A 14,964-nucleotide genomic window follows, 5' to 3' on the forward strand; every position below is an offset into this window, starting at 1 on the left:
AGGTGACGTATACTCATGAAGCATAAAGATAATCCTTCCAAAGGAGCCGTAAGTGCCGCAAGCGTGAAAGGGAACGCCGGTCCTGGCGGTGAACGTAACAACGGAAAGAATAAGGTGAACAGCCAGAACAATCAATATAAAAAATAGATCCCAAAGTAGGGTAGCCGTCCCTTATCCGGGCCGGCTCTTACTTCTGCTACCTTTTCCATATCCCCTTTAAGACGAATGCAACATTGGCTGGCCTCTCCGCTAGGCGGCGCATGAAGTATCCGTACCAATCCGTTCCATATGGAACATACACCCTAACCTTATACCCCTCTTTTGCTAATTCCAATTGCTTTTCATTACGGATGCCGAATAACATTTGAAATTCGAACTGATCCGTGCGGATGCCATGTTCCTTGGCGAGGTTTTTCGTATAATCAATGATTTTATCATCATGGGTCGCGACAGCCGTATAATTCCCATTCAGCAAATGCTTTTTAATGATTTTCTTGAAGTTTGCATCCACCTTCTCTTTTTCTGGAAAGGCTACTTCCCTTGGCTCTTTATAAGCTCCCTTAACCAGTCGGAGATTCGGTTGGAATGGATTCAACTCGTCAAGATCTTTCTCCGTTCGATAAAGATATGCTTGTATAACCGTTCCAAGATCATTATATTCAGCTTTTAGTTTTTTGAACACTTCTAATGTTGGCTGACAGCGCGGAAAATCTTCCATGTCCAGCGTAACGAATACCCGAGCGGCTTTCGCTTCTTCTAATATCCTTTTCATATTCTTCATGACAACATGCTCCGAGATATCCAAACCCATGGACGTCAGCTTCAAGGATAACTGGGAATCGAGACCATGCTCGGCAATGGCTCGAATCGCATCGATGCACTGGTTTGCCATCTCTTCTGCTTCCTGCTCATGATCTATGAATTCACCTAGGTAATCTATCGTCACAGATAACCCTTTTCGATTTAGTTCCGCAATGACCTTAGTCGCTTCATCCAAAGTTTCTCCGGCAACAAAGCGGGCTGCCCCAAAACGCAATCCATATCTCCGCGCAGCCTTAATTAATGGTTTATTCTTCGATAGGTAGAGAAAGAAAGTCCTCATTAGTTCCATCTGCGTTCCCTCCAAATCCGTTTGGCAAAATAGACGTCAGGGTAGGCCCTTATATCCTTCATGTATATTCAGTGTCTTGCCCTTCTCGAATATAAAATGAAAAACAGGGGAAATTAATCTCGTTCAGACCACAATGAAGGAGGTAAGATGATGGAACAACAAAACTCGATGAACAACCAGCAACAAACGACCGGCTTCATGAAACAGCCACCCGAAATGGTATCCGTAAAAGATAGCATGTACCTTACCGATATGCTTTCCTGGAACTTGATTGCGATTAAAAAGGCACACTTTTACGCGAAACAATGTAAAGATCCTCAAATCATAGATGCTTTAACCCGCTGTGGACAGATGCATCAACGTCATTACGACACCATCTTGTCCCACTTAAATCCAAGCCAACAGCAAAACCAACAACAATTCCAGTAAAGGAGGTTTCTTGATGCCTAATCAAAACAAGGTTCAAAATCCCGAATCAACCATTGCCAAGACGCCAGAAATGAATGACCGTGATTTTACAAATGACATGTTGGCAACAGAGAAGTATTTCTGTAACTCTTATTCAGTTGCCCTCCATGAGATGAGTAACCAAGCTTTATTTCAAGATATTTTCTCGGTCTCAAAAGAAACCCAGGAAATGCAACGGGAGCTTTATAACCTGATGTTCGAAAAAGGATGGTATGGCTTGGAAAAGGCACAAGCTGATAGTTTAGGCCAGTCCTACCAACAGTTCTCTGGCTATAAAGATCAATTTCCCTCTGGTTCAAAGCTTCAATAACTATAAAAAAACGCCGACCATGGTGAATGGCCGGCGTTTTTTATATATCCGTCGAAAACATGTACTTTTTATAGTGATACCTTATGCTGAATATCAAGCCCATGGCCATCATATTCCCCATGAGCGAGCTTCCCCCATAGCTGATGAACGGAAGCGGAATCCCGGTGATCGGTAATACGCCGACCGTCATTCCGATATTTTGGAACACGTGAAACGTTAACATGCTGATGATGCCCACGCAAATATATGTATAGAAATTATTTCGCGTTTCCATGCCGGTTTTTGTAATATGGTACACCAATAAGAAGAACAAGGAGATAATGATACTGGAACCGATGAAGCCGAATTCTTCCCCGATGATACTAAAGATGAAATCCGAATGACTTTCCGGTAAATATACTTCCCTTGACCCTATGCCCTTGCCCGTGGTCTGCCCCGACCCTATGGCTAGCAAGGATTTCGTCAAATGATACCCTTCCGAACTTGCATAGTTATAAGGATCCAGCCATGAATAAATACGGCCGAACTGATACGTTTTCACACCTATTTTCTCAAGCAATTCCGGATGCCAGAGTACGAAATACATGACGGTGGAAATGGCAACGATACCGGCTGTCACGATTGGAAGCAGGATCTTCCATGAAATCCCAGAAATGAAGATCATTCCGATCATGATTGACATTAAAACAAGCGATGTACCTAAATCCGGCTGTTGCATGATTAACAGCAACGGAGCTCCCGTAACAAGACCAATTTTAACAAGGAGCCAGAGATCGGTTTGAATCGTTTTCAACGTATTCTTAAGATGATGATTCGAAATGACATTCGCCAAGGCCAAAATGAGAAAAACCTTCATGAATTCCGAGGGCTGTATCGATCCAAGTGGTTTAATGATGAACCAACTTTTCGCACCATTACGGACGGGCGCGATGGAATCCGGCATGACAAGCAATAATAACAATAGCAATAATCCGAACCCATATGCATACCAAGATATCTTCTTCAACTGATCTGAATCCAGCGTAATGATTCCGAGAACAATCCCGACTCCTACCGCATACCAAAATATTTGTTTTATTAAGAAGTTTTCTTCATATTGTCCAGTAGTCTGCGCACTGTATATGGCCAAACAACTACCAATACATAACAACAATAATATCGTGACCAAAGAAAAATCTATTCGCGATGAAAATTTATTTTGTTCTTCCATAATGAACTCTCCCTTAAAAAGGTTCCTGCTTCTTTAAATTACACTTACTCATTATACTTTAAACAAAGAAAATCACAACTATATCTAAGGATAGTTTGATGGCAAAAAGGCCACATGAAGTGAAAATCATGCAGCCTCTAAGTGGAATGTACTATAAATGGGTTTCCCTTGCCCTTCTTCGTTTTATAAACCTAGTGGCCACCCCGTTGATCGGTGAAAAAAGGAAAGCCAAGCCGAATAAGAAAGCGGCTGAACCAACCATGCACCCTGAGATGGAAGCATCAAGAAAAGTTGCTGAATAATACCCAATGACCGAGCTCAAGATCCCGACCCCGATGCTGACGACAATCATCCAACTTAATCGGTCCGAAAGCAAATAGGCCGTTGCAGCAGGTATAATGAGCATCCCCACCACCAAAATCGAACCGACACTATCAAACGACGCCACAGTTGTCATCGAAACGAGACCCATCAGTAAATAGTGAAAAAATATAACCGGTATGCCCATCGCTGCAGCAAGTGCGGGATCGAAGGAAACCAGCTTAAATTGCTTGAAGAATAGGAAAAGTAAGAGAAGATTGATCATGAAACAACTTCCTACAATCCAAACGGCCCTTGGCCCTGCCTCAACCCCACCGATTGACATCATATTCCATGGGGTATATGCAATTTCGCCATACAGGACATGATCCAGATCAAAATCGATTTGCTGTGTATACAAACTGACCAATACAATCCCTACTGCGAATAGGGAAGTGAACACGATGCCTATCGCTGCGTCGGATTGAACCCCGGATGTTTGGAATAGCTGGATCAAGAATACAGTAAGTAAACCGAGTGCTGCAGCCCCAATCAGCATGGGAATCGAATCACGTGACCCCGTTATTAAAAACGCCAATACGATGCCGGGTAAAACCGAGTGACTGATGGCATCGCCAATCAAGGTCATCTTCCTTACTATTAAAAAACACCCCAGTACACTGCAGGAACTCGCTACAAGCGCCCCGACTAAGATAATCCAAAAATCGTTCATGCTGAATGGCTTCCTTTCCTTTTTTCCTGTTCATGTACATAAATCTTTTTTGCCGAAATCCTTCTCCACGTCTTGGAGATGACTCCACGTTTAGGGGCAAAAAGCATGGAGAGGAAAAACCAGACCGTGGCCGATAAAACAATCAAGGGGCCTGTTGGCAGGTTATTGACCGACGTGCTGATGACTGTTCCGGACACCCCGCTCAGCAACCCGAAAATTCCAGAGAGGATGACCATGATATGCAGGCGCTCCGTCCAGTACCTGGCAGAAACGGCGGGCGTAATCAGCAAGGATGCCATCAATACGACCCCTACCGCCTGAATGCCGATGACGACAGCCGCCACTATCAGCATCATGATGAAATAGTCGAGGAATACGACCGGTAAACCCATCCCTTTGGCAAATCCAGAATCGAAGGACAATAGCTTAAATTCCTTGAAAAATAACGTACAAGTGAAAATGAGTATAAAGGAAACGGCCATCATCATATACACATCCGACATCACCATCGATGCCGTTTGCCCGAACAGAAAAGTGTCCAGTCCACTTTGGTTTCCATATTCACTCTGCTGGATTTGGGTGAGCAATACGATTCCCAATCCAAAGAATGATGTCAATATGATGCCTAGTGCCGCATCCTGTTTGATTTTACTGTATCTCGTCAGTATGCTAATCAGGAAAACCGCCACTAAACCTGCAATGGCCGCTCCGATGAGGAAGAAGGAGGTCGATTTCACACCTGTTAGTATGAAAGCGACGCAAATCCCAGGCAATGCCGCATGAGCGAGCGTGTCACCCAGTAAGGATTGTTTTCTCAAGTAAGCAAAACTTCCAATGACACCACTGCTAAGGCCGAGGAACATGGTGCCTAGCAATATCCATCTTGTATTGGGGTCCGCCAGTATATCCAGTACGTTCATCGTGTACACCTCATTTTAATAGCAGACCTGACTCTGAATCCGATATGATCGCTAACCGTCCCCCATATGTCTCCTGCAAAAACTCAGGAATGAAGACCTCTTCTGTCGGGCCAATTTTCATCACCTTTTTATTCAGCAACATCGTCCAGTCGAAATATTCCTTCACAGTCGACAAGTCGTGATGCACAACCAGAACGGTCTTCCCTTTTTCTTTCAACTCCATCAAAAGCTGGATGATAGCCTTTTCCGTTGCGGCATCAACACCCACAAATGGTTCATCCATGAAATAGATGTCCGCTTCCTGCGCCAATGCCCGTGCCAGGAAGATCCGTTGCTGCTGTCCGCCGGAAAGCTGACTAATCTGACGGTCTGCATACTCAACCATCCCTACTTTCCCCAGGCATTCCATCGCCTTCATTCGTTCAGCCTTCCCGGGACGCTTCAACCAGCCTAGGTGCCCATACCGGCCCATCATCACGACATCGAGTGCATTTGTCGGGAAATCCCAATCTACCGATTCTCGCTGTGGTACATAACCGATACTTTTCCTCATGGACTTATAAGAAGCACCATGGATCGTGACTTTTCCGGCTAGTCTTGGAACCAATTCAAGAATCCCTTTGATCAGGGTGGATTTCCCCGCCCCATTCGGACCGATGATACCAATCAGATTCCCTTCCGGAACCTCGAATGTTACATCTTCAACCACCGGCTTTTTATGATAAGCTATCGTCAGATTCTCGACTTTCAACGCATAATTCATCCCATTTCCTCCTATTTTAATGCCTTCACGATCGTATCGGTATTATGCCGGACCATTCCGATATAGGTTCCTTCTTCCGTGCCTTTTTCCCCCATTGCATCCGAGAACAGCTCGCCGCCTATTTCCACGCTATGGCCTTGCTTTTCAGCTCCCTGAATGACCGCTTCGATAGCCTTTTTCGGTACGCTTGATTCCACGAAAATGGCTTTGATTTCATTTTCCACAAGATATTCACGCATATCCGTTACATCCTTCGAACCATATTCCGATAGAGTATTCATCCCCTGAAGCCCTCTCACTTCCAATCCATATGATTTGCCGTAATACCCAAAAGCATCATGTGCCGTGACGAGGACCCGCTGATTCTCCGGAATCTTATTTATCTCCTCATGGACATATTCATCAAGTTCCTTCAACTGGATAACATAGGCTTCATAATTTTCTAGATAACTAGCTTCATGGTCCGGGTCATTTGCAATCAGCTCTTCCTTCACGGCTTCCGCTGCCACCATCCAAAGCTTTACATCAAACCAGACATGCGGGTCATGTTCCGTTTCACTGACCTTATGAAGCTGATCCCCCGTAAAGTCTTTCGTCACCGCAATCGTCGGTTTCTCCTTACTCATCATTTCAAAGATATCCGTCATTTTCCCTTCAAGGTGCACACCGTTATAAAAAATCATGTCAGCTGAATCAAGTGTTTTCACGTCCCCCTGCGTTGCCTTATATAGGTGGGGGTCGACTCCCGGCCCCATTAAACTTGTGACCTTCACATGTTCACCGCCGATATTCTCGACTAAGTCCCCAATCATCCCCGTCGTAGCTACTACATTCAGCTTTCCTTGAACGTGATTCGATGGTTCATTGCTACATCCTGATATCATGACCACTGCCATAAGCAAGCTTCCAACCCATTTCAAAAACTTCATGTATCCCCCTCCAATTTATAGCCCTATATAAAAAAGTTTACCAAGGGCAATATTTAGGCCAAAAAAAATCCGTTATATTTTGTCCTACGCGCTAGAATGTTTCCTCTATACAACTTATTTTATACTATACACAATTATTCGTAAAAAGTGCAAATTTTTAAATGTTGGACTGAAGAAATTTAATGCAGGAAAATATATACAAAACAACTTTTGTAAAGTATACTTTACGTATAGTGAGCTTTACATTAAAGAAAGGAGCCGGAGGGGTTGAAAAACAAATTACGGGATTTGCGCAAGTCTCATCAACTTACACAAGAAAAGCTATCCGAACTAACGGGCGTATCCCGGCAGACGATTATTTCTATAGAATCCGGAAGATTCGATCCATCCATCAAGCTTGCTTACAAACTGGCAAAAGTGTTCGATTTGACCATTGAGGATATATTTCTATTTGAGGAGGAGGAAATGTAATGGATTTTAACTGGTGGGCTTTTTTAGGAAGTACCCTTGGCATCATCGGAGGGCTGGCTGGATTAAGGGGAGGTCGCCGTGCCGCTGCCAAGCGACGGGGATTGGATGAACGATTTGACCTCATCCGAACTAAAGCACGGGCAACCAGCTGGTTTTTCACCCTTTTTGGGATCTATATCTTTTTCTTCTTATTATTTTTTGGCGTAAAACTCTCTGTTGCCCCTGTTCTAGGTATTCTCTTACTTCTTCATCTCGGGTCATGGGCGATTTCCGTTTTTTATTATGAAGCAAAGCTTTAAATCATTTTTGTAATTTTACTGCTAGGTAAGCTAACCCCAACTCAATCCCACAAAGCATGATCAAACAAAGCAAAGTCGTTAACATCTTCATCCCTCCTTCAAGACTTTTATTAATCTTAAAGGATGAAACCCATACCAGAACAAGTCCCTTCATGAAGGAATTTTCCCGTTATGCTTTCGTTCTCTTGCTCTGAAATGGGTTTCATAGGGTAGACTGTAAAAAACGAAAAATGGTGATCTAATGACGAACATAAAAAAAATCGCTGAATATGCAGGTGTATCGATTACGACCGTATCTCGCGTGATGAATAACCATCCTTATGTAAGTGAGGAAAAGAGAAAGAGTGTACTAAAGGCCATCGAGCAATTGAACTATACGAGAAATATCAATGCCGTACATCTTTCGAAAGGCAAGACTCATCTGATTGGCGTCATCATTCCATACACCAACCACCCCTATTACGGAGCAATCATCCAGGGAATTAATAAACAAGCAAATGTCCTTGGGTACCATATTGTCATCTTCCAAACACAATATGAAAGAGAGAAAGAAATCCAAGCACTGAAAATGTTACAAATGAAGCAACTCGATGGTATCATCGTCTGTTCTAGAATCTCAGAAATGAAAGTGCTCTTGGAGTATCATGTCTACGGTCCGATTATCTTATGTGAAGATACAACTCAGTCTGAATTTTCTTCGATCAGCATCGACCATTATGCCGCCTTTTCCTCAGCCCTCGACTACTTGGTAAACAAGGGATATAAGAAAATAGGCTACAGTCTTGGGCGAAAAAAGAGCAGGAATAGTTCACTTCGGATAAAAGCGTTTCAAGATAGCATGAAAAAACATCATTTTATCAGTAAAGAGGAATGGCTGTTTGAAGGCAGTTACTATATCAAAGACGGAGAAAGAGCCTTTCAAGAATGGGTCGCCATGCAGGATAAGCCGGAGGCCATCATTATAACGAACGATGATACGGCAGCCGGCTTCATCATTTCCGCTCAAAAAGCGGGAGTTAAGATACCTGAAGACGTCGCCATCCTTGGTTTCAATAACGATAGTATTAGCGAAATGCTGGATATCTCGACTATATCCCTACCCTTGGATTCGATTGGGAGAATGGCTGTTGACCTTTTTGAGGATCCTGCCACGATCAAACATGTAAAGCTAGGTTTCAGCCTTATAACGCGAAAAAGTGTCTAATAATCAGAATTATTTGATTTTATTATTCACCTATATTATCCAGTTGAGCGCGAAATGGTTTGATTCATGTCTAATTAGGGAAAAAGATACTTGAAAAATAAACATTGCGCTCTCTAGAGGAATATTTTATAATTTTAATATAGCAAATTTCATTCAGTGACTCACAAACTGTATGTCACCATTTAAAATTCGCGTTATTAACAGTACGAATTGAATACTTCCTCATTTACCGATGAGTTAGAGGCTGCGACTTATAAAAGTAACACGGACGAGATTCAGGAAAGTTGACGACTCCGTTTGAAAGGATAAGTTGCCGAAGTGTAGAAATATTCCTTGTATTTCTAGGCTGGCGATGTTTTCGAAAAGGAACATCACTGTCACGTTTTCATAAAACGTGGGGAGCTATCTTCGGAAGGATTAAACGGGTATCTATATACAGCCGTCGATCTTTTTCGACTGCTGTTTTTTTTATATTCCGTCCCCTTCCCATAAAAAGGAGTGTAACATCAATTGAAAAATCAACAACAAAATTCAAATCCTACTGAACTGAAAAGGAGTCTGAAAGCTAGGCACCTTATGATGATATCTCTAGGTGGAACAATCGGCACCGGGCTATTTTTAGCGAGTGGTGGTGCCATTCATACGGCTGGCCCCGGTGGTGCATTAGTTGCTTATGCGGTAATTGGCGCCATGGTTTTTTATTTAATGACAAGCCTTGCCGAGATGGCTGCTTATATGCCAGTTGCCGGTTCGTTCCGCGTTTATGCATCCAAATTCGTCGATCCCTCTTTCGGTTTTGCGATTGGGTGGAATTATTGGTATAACTGGGCCATCACGATAGCAGCTGAATTGGCGGCCGTTGTCCTGATCATGAAATTTTGGTTCCCGGATACTCCATCATTCATTTGGAGTGCCGTTGCATTACTCATCATGTTCTTAATTAACTATATGTCCGTTAAGGGCTTTGGCGAAGCCGAATATTGGTTTGCAATGATTAAAATCGTGACCGTCATTATCTTCTTAATTACTGGTTTTTTAATCATTTTTGGTATCATGGGCGGAAATGATCCAATTGGTTTTTCTAATTTCACCATGGGTGATGGGCCATTTAATGGAGGCTTCTTTACCATTCTAGGAGTCTTCATGGCAGCTGGCTTCTCCTTCCAAGGAACGGAATTGCTTGGAGTAACCGCTGGAGAAAGTGAAGATCCTGAGAAAAACATCCCTAGGGCGATAAAATCCGTTTTTTGGCGCATTATCTTATTCTATATCCTAGCAATCTTTGTCATAGGAATGATCATTCCTTTCACGGATGCACGTTTACTAAGTGAAGATGTTGCCGTCAGTCCATTTACGCTGGTTTTTGAACGCGCAGGCCTTGCCTTTGCCGCTGCTGTCATGAACGCAGTCATTTTAACATCCGTACTTTCAGCTGGTAACTCTGGCATGTATGCATCAACCCGTATGCTATGGGATTTAGCACGTGACGGAAAAGCACCGAAGTTCCTTGGCAAGCTTGATAAAAGAGGCGTACCTGTAAATGCCCTTATCGTGACTTCTTTAGTCGGATGTCTTGCTTTCTTGGCTTCCTTCTTCGGGGATGGAGTCGTGTATATTTGGTTACTGAACGCTTCCGGTATGGCTGGTTTCGTCACATGGGTCGGGATTGCCCTTGCCCACTATCGATTCCGAAAAGCTTATATCGCTCAAGGTCTGGATTTAAATGACCTCCCATACCGTTCAAGAACCTTTCCGTTCGGTCCGGTTTTTGCGCTTGTCCTTTGCCTCTTCATCATCCTTGGACAAGGCTATCAAGCTTTCAGCACGGACGGAATTGATTGGAACTCCATGTTTGTTTCCTACATTGGTCTTCTTTTGTTCTTCGTTCTCTGGCTCGGATATAAAATTAAACATAAATCCAAAATCATTCCCCTTGAGGAATGTGATCTAAAAGTGAAATAAAAAAAAGGACCTGAATCTCTCTTCAACAGAGAAGTTCAGGTCCTTACTTATTTCAAAAGGTAGACACGGCATTCATATGGACGCAACGGTTCACTGGAGACCGTGTCGCTTTCCTCCTGCTCATAATTGCCGATCAACAGGGTAGCCTTTAATGAATGTAACGCCGTCGGTATCGTCAAAGTCGCTTCTTGTCCCTTAAAGTTGCATAGCACAAGCACCTTTTCCTCACCTAGCGTCCTCGTATAGGCAAAAATCTGTTCATCATCCGGACAAAGTAAATCAAAACGACCATATACGATAATGTCATGTTGTTTACGTAATTGAATGAGCTTTTTATAAAAATGAAAAATGGATTGATGATCATTATAGGCCTTCTCTGCATTGATTTCCGGGTAGTTGGCATTCACGCCGATCCATGGAGTTCCTGTCGTGAATCCCGCATTCCGTCCATCATTCCACTGCATGGGTGTTCGCGCATTATCTCGACTACGTGCATGAATGGCAGCCATCATCTTTTCTTTTGACCATCCATACGTATTCACTAATTCTTCATAGGAATTCATCGTTTCTATATCACGATACTCTTCTATGCTTTCAAAAGCGATATTGGTCATTCCCAGCTCTTCCCCCTGGTAGATATAGGGTGTCCCCTTTAACATATGAAGACAAGCAGCAAGCATCTTCGCACTTTCCACCCGATACTCCCCATCATCTCCGAATCTTGATACAACTCTTGGCTGGTCATGGTTATTCCAGTACAAACTGTTCCAACCTACCTCTTCCAACCCATATTGCCATTTTGAGAGAATCCCTTTTAAATCGCTCAGATCCCATTTTTCATTATTCCATTTTCCTTCCGGTCCTCCCCCTATATCCATATGTTCAAATTGGAAGACCATATGTAATTCCCCACGATCCTCCCCTGTGTAGAGTACCGCGTCATCTGGTGAAACACCGGGCATTTCTCCAACTGTCATCACATCATAATCAGAAAGGACGCGTTGATTGACTTCCTGCAAGAACTCATGGATTCTGGGTCCATTCAGGAAATAGGGACTTCCATCGCCGTGCTGTTTTCCATCCAAAATGTTTCCATCCATGTATCGCTGGTCCTTCGATAGAAAGTTAATGACATCCATCCGGAATCCATCAACCCCTTTATCCAGCCACCACTTCATCATGCTATAGATTTCCTCACGAAGTTGAGGGTTCTCCCAATTCAAATCGGGCTGTTTTTGGCTAAATAAGTGTAGATAATATTCATCCGTTCCCTCATCATATTTCCATGCCGAACCTTTGAAGACAGACTCCCAATTATTCGGTTCCTTTCCATCCTTACCAGGTCTCCAAATATAGTAATCTCGCTTCGGGTCATCCACGGAGGAACGGGAAGCCAGGAACCATGGGTGTTCATCTGACGTATGATTCACTACGAGATCCATCATGATTTTCATTCCCCGTTCATGGACCGCACTTAAAAGCCGATTAAAATCATCCATCGTCCCGAATTCCGTCATGATTGACTGATAATCACTAATATCATACCCGTTATCATCATTCGGTGATTTGTATACGGGAGAAAGCCAGATTACATCCACACCAAGCTCCTGTAAGTAATCAAGCTTGAGTAAGATTCCTCTCAAGTCACCTATTCCATCTCCATTGCTATCCATAAAACTACGAGGGTACACTTGATAAACAACCGACTCTTTCCACCACGTCTTTTCCATACCTACCACTCCCTCCTTAACCTTTACATAATTATACAATAATCTTTCTATTATAAAGAGTGAAACTTCAGAATATTACCAATAACATATTTTCTTCACCTAAAAAAAGGCTCACCCGCTTTATCTTCAAGCTCTTCAGCTGAAAATCAATCGGACAAGCCTTGATGATCATGAATGGATATATGCTAGTTTAACTAGGGAAAACCCTGTGTACAAGATTCTGAAACTCATCTGTAAACCCTTCAACCGGTTTTCCACTTTTAACATCTTTCACGTATTGATCCATCCTCTTTACAAAATCGGGGTTGGTCGATACATGAACATCATGGATGGAAGTATCACTGTTTCTTACAGCACCTTCAATTTTGTTTTTCACTTCCGTGGTAATGGAGTCTTCCCCTTTTCTGAGTACGGCACCCACATATGCATCATTATCGATCACGATAACTCTTGCTCTTTTTACTTGCTTCAATTCCTCGACCCGGTCAGCAATATTCTCAGTTACCCTCATCTGATTGTTACCTTGACCAGTGTTGTTGTTGTTGTTGTTGTCGTTGTTATTATTATTATTGTTAGTTTTAGTATCCGTTCTATCGTTCACCGTCGTAGGATTATAACCAGTTTGACTCAAATCTCTATCCTGATTGGTCCGATTCAGCCCGAGGTTTTCGTTTGCTCCTTCATTTTCATTCGCGGAACATCCTGTAATGAATAAAGCCACCATTACGCTTGTCACTATCGCTTTGTATTTTTTCATCTTTTCCCTCCTCACATATGGTTTCCCTTACTATTTGCAAGGAGGGAAGGAGTTATTCAGAAGAAGTGATTTTCAACCCGAGAATCCCCACGACAATACAACCAACGAAGACCAGGCGCATGGCATCCCTCGGTTCGTTAAACGCAATGATGCCCACCAATACGGCGCCGACTGCTCCAATTCCCGTCCATATCGCATACGCCGTTCCCATCGGTAGCGTCTTTATTGCTGAGGACAGAAAGTAAAAACTGATAATCATGCCTACAATCGTGATGACCGAAGGAAATAATTTCGTGAATCCTTCCGTATATTTCAAACTTGTAGCCCAAACCACTTCAAATAACCCAGCAATAACGAGTTGAATCCAAGCCATCTTATTTTCCTCCAATACAGAATAAGCCCGGGAGGTCACAAACATAACCTCCCGGGCTTTTATCCCTCCGTGTACGCAGAGTTTTCCCTGCGCGTCTCTCTCGGACCAGTCCGGCCTTGCACCGCGGAACCCTAGAAACATTTCAATTACCTGTACTATATCATTTCGATTTAATGGGGGTCAAACGTTTCTTACCCATTTCTTCTGCTTGTCATTGTCCCTTTATCGCCTTTAATGGTATGCCAGATATTCTTAAATGGTTGGGGTGTTTCCTTCGCGGCATCCACCGTATACTGAACCGCTTCTTTTTTATATTGAACATCCTCTGTGATTTCCTGCTGTGTCTCCGCAAGATGATCCGTCTCCGACTTAATCTGATCTGTTTTCGCCTGCATGCGCGCAACAGTTTCATTTACATTATCAATGGTTGGTTTAGAATCCTTAAATGTCTTAAAAGCAAAAAATGCTAAATAAATAATCGAACCAATAAAGAGGGCCAGACTAATATATACAATGATCACGTATCGTTTCCTCCTCCTTCTTCTTCTCTTCTTTCCACTACTATACCCATTATACCCGCTAGAAAACAGTACACATGTAATTTCTCATAAGCCTGGGATTAACAAAGCGAGGCAGAAACACCGAATGATGCAATCCCCGGTAGACCCGCTTCGTCTATTGGTCTCTTTTCAGAAAAGACTATGGGCCTCGCTTCATCCATTTATCGACCAACTCATGCTATAGATTTGATGTAAAACATGCTACTATAAGAGTAGATACCATCGGAAAGGGGCCCCATTATGGATACTCGATCACTTATTTTACTTGGATTACTTATGGCCCAGAGTCAACATGGCTACCAAATTAATGAATTCATAGAAAGAAACTTAAGTACCATTACAGATATGAAGAAGCCAACCGCTTATGCAACATTAGATAAATTAAGTAAACAAGGCTACATTGAGGTACACACTGAGCAAGAAGGCAACAGACCACCTCGTAAAGTGTATTCCATTAATGAAAAGGGAAAACAATATTTCTACGAGCTGCTCATTCAAAACCTCTCCTCTGCGGAAAGTGTAAAGTTCAGCGGGGATATCGGCCTGATGTTCATTGATCACCTCCCCTTGGAAAATGTCATTCCAGCTCTTGAAAACAAGCTCACAGAGAATGCGAAACTGATTACCGTGTTAAAAAAGACTCCCGTACACGGTTCAGGACATGGCGTCGATTTTGCCGTAGCTCATAAGATTGCCATGCTTGAAGCAGAAACGGAATTCATCAAGAACACCGTACTCACCCTTAAGGATCAGCTGAAAGAACTGAAAAGTACATGATAGTCTAAACCCTTGCCAAGTAGCCTGCACTTCCTACTCGGTGGGGTTTTTTGTTTGCATGGAATTTCTATTTGACTATTAATACAG

18 protein-coding genes and 2 riboswitches are annotated in these 14,964 nt (G+C 42.9%); of the genes, 8 read left to right on the forward strand and 10 right to left on the reverse strand.

Annotated elements, in window-relative coordinates:
• The first annotated feature begins 15 nt into the window (after positions 1-15).
• Positions 16-147: a YuzL family protein gene (locus tag ACQKL0_RS00880; protein WP_427685727.1), complete on the forward strand. Its 132-nt coding sequence runs from the start codon at positions 16-18 to the stop codon at positions 145-147.
• A gap of 49 nt (positions 148-196) precedes the next feature.
• Here ACQKL0_RS00880 and ACQKL0_RS00885 read toward each other — a convergent pair whose 3' ends face one another.
• Positions 197-1,111, reverse strand: coding sequence for a proline dehydrogenase family protein (locus ACQKL0_RS00885; protein ID WP_427685729.1), 915 nt, complete (start codon positions 1,109-1,111; stop codon positions 197-199).
• 150 nt (positions 1,112-1,261) lie between these two features.
• Between ACQKL0_RS00885 and ACQKL0_RS00890 the strand changes: the two genes are divergently transcribed.
• Together ACQKL0_RS00890 and ACQKL0_RS00895 are read left to right on the forward strand one after the other, a co-directional pair.
• Positions 1,262-1,540: a hypothetical protein gene (locus ACQKL0_RS00890; protein WP_427685731.1), complete on the forward strand. Its 279-nt coding sequence runs from the start codon at positions 1,262-1,264 to the stop codon at positions 1,538-1,540.
• Positions 1,541-1,553: 13 nt separating this feature from the next.
• Positions 1,554-1,889: a spore coat protein gene (locus tag ACQKL0_RS00895; protein ID WP_427685733.1), complete on the forward strand. Its 336-nt coding sequence runs from the start codon at positions 1,554-1,556 to the stop codon at positions 1,887-1,889.
• Positions 1,890-1,929: 40 nt separating this feature from the next.
• On the opposite strand, the gene rodA is transcribed toward ACQKL0_RS00895, so the two are convergent.
• The 5 genes from rodA to ACQKL0_RS00920 form a co-directional block, all read right to left on the reverse strand.
• Positions 1,930-3,099, reverse strand: a complete 1,170-nt coding sequence (gene rodA / locus ACQKL0_RS00900) for a rod shape-determining protein RodA (RefSeq protein WP_427685735.1) — start codon at positions 3,097-3,099, stop codon at positions 1,930-1,932.
• A 151-nt stretch (positions 3,100-3,250) separates the two neighbouring features.
• On the reverse strand, positions 3,251-4,132 hold the full coding sequence (locus ACQKL0_RS00905; protein ID WP_427685737.1) for a metal ABC transporter permease: 882 nt from the start codon (positions 4,130-4,132) through the stop codon (positions 3,251-3,253).
• Positions 4,129-5,052, reverse strand: coding sequence for a metal ABC transporter permease (locus ACQKL0_RS00910; protein ID WP_427685739.1), 924 nt, complete (start codon positions 5,050-5,052; stop codon positions 4,129-4,131). The genes ACQKL0_RS00905 and ACQKL0_RS00910 overlap by 4 nt, the downstream gene beginning before the upstream one ends.
• Before the next feature lie 10 nt (positions 5,053-5,062).
• The gene (locus ACQKL0_RS00915; protein WP_427685741.1) at positions 5,063-5,815 is read right to left on the reverse strand and encodes a metal ABC transporter ATP-binding protein; all 753 of its coding nucleotides are present in this window, start codon (positions 5,813-5,815) and stop codon (positions 5,063-5,065) included.
• A gap of 11 nt (positions 5,816-5,826) precedes the next feature.
• Positions 5,827-6,744: a metal ABC transporter solute-binding protein, Zn/Mn family gene (locus ACQKL0_RS00920; RefSeq protein ID WP_402870902.1), complete on the reverse strand. Its 918-nt coding sequence runs from the start codon at positions 6,742-6,744 to the stop codon at positions 5,827-5,829.
• A 267-nt stretch (positions 6,745-7,011) separates the two neighbouring features.
• Between ACQKL0_RS00920 and ACQKL0_RS00925 the strand changes: the two genes are divergently transcribed.
• The 4 genes from ACQKL0_RS00925 (at position 7,012) to ACQKL0_RS00940 (ending at position 10,680) form a co-directional block, all read left to right on the forward strand.
• Positions 7,012-7,215, forward strand: a complete 204-nt coding sequence (locus ACQKL0_RS00925; protein ID WP_402870900.1) for a helix-turn-helix transcriptional regulator — start codon at positions 7,012-7,014, stop codon at positions 7,213-7,215.
• Positions 7,215-7,514 carry a hypothetical protein gene (locus ACQKL0_RS00930; protein ID WP_402870897.1) on the forward strand — a complete coding sequence of 100 codons (300 nt, stop codon included), beginning with the start codon at positions 7,215-7,217 and terminating at the stop codon, positions 7,512-7,514. The genes ACQKL0_RS00925 and ACQKL0_RS00930 overlap by 1 nt, the downstream gene beginning before the upstream one ends.
• A 241-nt stretch (positions 7,515-7,755) precedes the next feature.
• Positions 7,756-8,718 (forward strand): LacI family DNA-binding transcriptional regulator, encoded by a 963-nt coding sequence (locus ACQKL0_RS00935; protein WP_427685743.1) that lies wholly within the window; start codon positions 7,756-7,758, stop codon positions 8,716-8,718.
• A gap of 230 nt (positions 8,719-8,948) precedes the next feature.
• Positions 8,949-9,131, forward strand: a riboswitch (Lysine riboswitch).
• Positions 9,132-9,228: 97 nt separating this feature from the next.
• Positions 9,229-10,680 (forward strand): amino acid permease, encoded by a 1,452-nt coding sequence (locus ACQKL0_RS00940; RefSeq protein WP_402870890.1) that lies wholly within the window; start codon positions 9,229-9,231, stop codon positions 10,678-10,680.
• A 47-nt stretch (positions 10,681-10,727) separates the two neighbouring features.
• On the opposite strand, the gene ACQKL0_RS00945 is transcribed toward ACQKL0_RS00940, so the two are convergent.
• The 4 genes from ACQKL0_RS00945 to ACQKL0_RS00960 all read right to left on the reverse strand — a co-directional run bounded on the left by ACQKL0_RS00945 (position 10,728) and on the right by ACQKL0_RS00960 (position 14,061).
• On the reverse strand, positions 10,728-12,410 hold the full coding sequence (locus tag ACQKL0_RS00945) for a glycoside hydrolase family 13 protein (RefSeq protein WP_427591405.1): 1,683 nt from the start codon (positions 12,408-12,410) through the stop codon (positions 10,728-10,730).
• Between the two features lie 190 nt (positions 12,411-12,600).
• Positions 12,601-13,167 carry a YhcN/YlaJ family sporulation lipoprotein gene (locus ACQKL0_RS00950; RefSeq protein WP_427685745.1) on the reverse strand — a complete coding sequence of 189 codons (567 nt, stop codon included), beginning with the start codon at positions 13,165-13,167 and terminating at the stop codon, positions 12,601-12,603.
• A gap of 52 nt (positions 13,168-13,219) precedes the next feature.
• On the reverse strand, positions 13,220-13,540 hold the full coding sequence (gene sugE, locus ACQKL0_RS00955) for a quaternary ammonium compound efflux SMR transporter SugE (protein ID WP_407407593.1): 321 nt from the start codon (positions 13,538-13,540) through the stop codon (positions 13,220-13,222).
• Positions 13,541-13,586: 46 nt separating this feature from the next.
• A riboswitch (guanidine-I (ykkC/yxkD leader) is annotated at positions 13,587-13,686 on the reverse strand.
• A gap of 45 nt (positions 13,687-13,731) precedes the next feature.
• Entirely contained in the window at positions 13,732-14,061 is a 330-nt protein-coding gene (locus ACQKL0_RS00960; RefSeq protein WP_403123874.1) for a DUF948 domain-containing protein, read from the reverse strand.
• Positions 14,062-14,340: 279 nt separating this feature from the next.
• Here ACQKL0_RS00960 and ACQKL0_RS00965 point away from each other — a divergent pair, with 279 nt between their 5' ends.
• Positions 14,341-14,877, forward strand: a complete 537-nt coding sequence (locus ACQKL0_RS00965; RefSeq protein ID WP_402870878.1) for a PadR family transcriptional regulator — start codon at positions 14,341-14,343, stop codon at positions 14,875-14,877.
• Positions 14,878-14,964: the final 87 nt, after the last annotated feature.

Origin of the sequence: Peribacillus sp. NPDC097264 (assembly GCF_050277925.1) — a bacterium.
GTDB lineage: Bacteria > Bacillota > Bacilli > Bacillales > DSM-1321 > Peribacillus.

Bases quoted from the DNA above. Each gene is read 5' to 3' on its own strand.
- ACQKL0_RS00890 (WP_427685731.1), top strand. From the start codon at position 1,262: ATGGAACAACAAAACTCGATGAACAACCAGCAACAAACGACCGGCTTC.
- ACQKL0_RS00950 (WP_427685745.1), bottom strand. From the start codon at position 13,167: ATGAAAAAATACAAAGCGATAGTGACAAGCGTAATGGTGGCTTTATTC.
- ACQKL0_RS00920 (WP_402870902.1), bottom strand. From the start codon at position 6,744: ATGAAGTTTTTGAAATGGGTTGGAAGCTTGCTTATGGCAGTGGTCATG.
- ACQKL0_RS00965 (WP_402870878.1), top strand. From the start codon at position 14,341: ATGGATACTCGATCACTTATTTTACTTGGATTACTTATGGCCCAGAGT.
- ACQKL0_RS00930 (WP_402870897.1), top strand. From the start codon at position 7,215: ATGGATTTTAACTGGTGGGCTTTTTTAGGAAGTACCCTTGGCATCATC.
- ACQKL0_RS00910 (WP_427685739.1), bottom strand. From the start codon at position 5,052: ATGAACGTACTGGATATACTGGCGGACCCCAATACAAGATGGATATTG.
- ACQKL0_RS00905 (WP_427685737.1), bottom strand. From the start codon at position 4,132: ATGAACGATTTTTGGATTATCTTAGTCGGGGCGCTTGTAGCGAGTTCC.
- rodA (WP_427685735.1), bottom strand. From the start codon at position 3,099: ATGGAAGAACAAAATAAATTTTCATCGCGAATAGATTTTTCTTTGGTC.
- ACQKL0_RS00895 (WP_427685733.1), top strand. From the start codon at position 1,554: ATGCCTAATCAAAACAAGGTTCAAAATCCCGAATCAACCATTGCCAAG.
- ACQKL0_RS00935 (WP_427685743.1), top strand. From the start codon at position 7,756: ATGACGAACATAAAAAAAATCGCTGAATATGCAGGTGTATCGATTACG.
- ACQKL0_RS00915 (WP_427685741.1), bottom strand. From the start codon at position 5,815: ATGAATTATGCGTTGAAAGTCGAGAATCTGACGATAGCTTATCATAAA.
- ACQKL0_RS00885 (WP_427685729.1), bottom strand. From the start codon at position 1,111: ATGGAACTAATGAGGACTTTCTTTCTCTACCTATCGAAGAATAAACCA.
- ACQKL0_RS00880 (WP_427685727.1), top strand. From the start codon at position 16: ATGAAGCATAAAGATAATCCTTCCAAAGGAGCCGTAAGTGCCGCAAGC.
- sugE (WP_407407593.1), bottom strand. From the start codon at position 13,540: ATGGCTTGGATTCAACTCGTTATTGCTGGGTTATTTGAAGTGGTTTGG.
- ACQKL0_RS00945 (WP_427591405.1), bottom strand. From the start codon at position 12,410: ATGGAAAAGACGTGGTGGAAAGAGTCGGTTGTTTATCAAGTGTACCCT.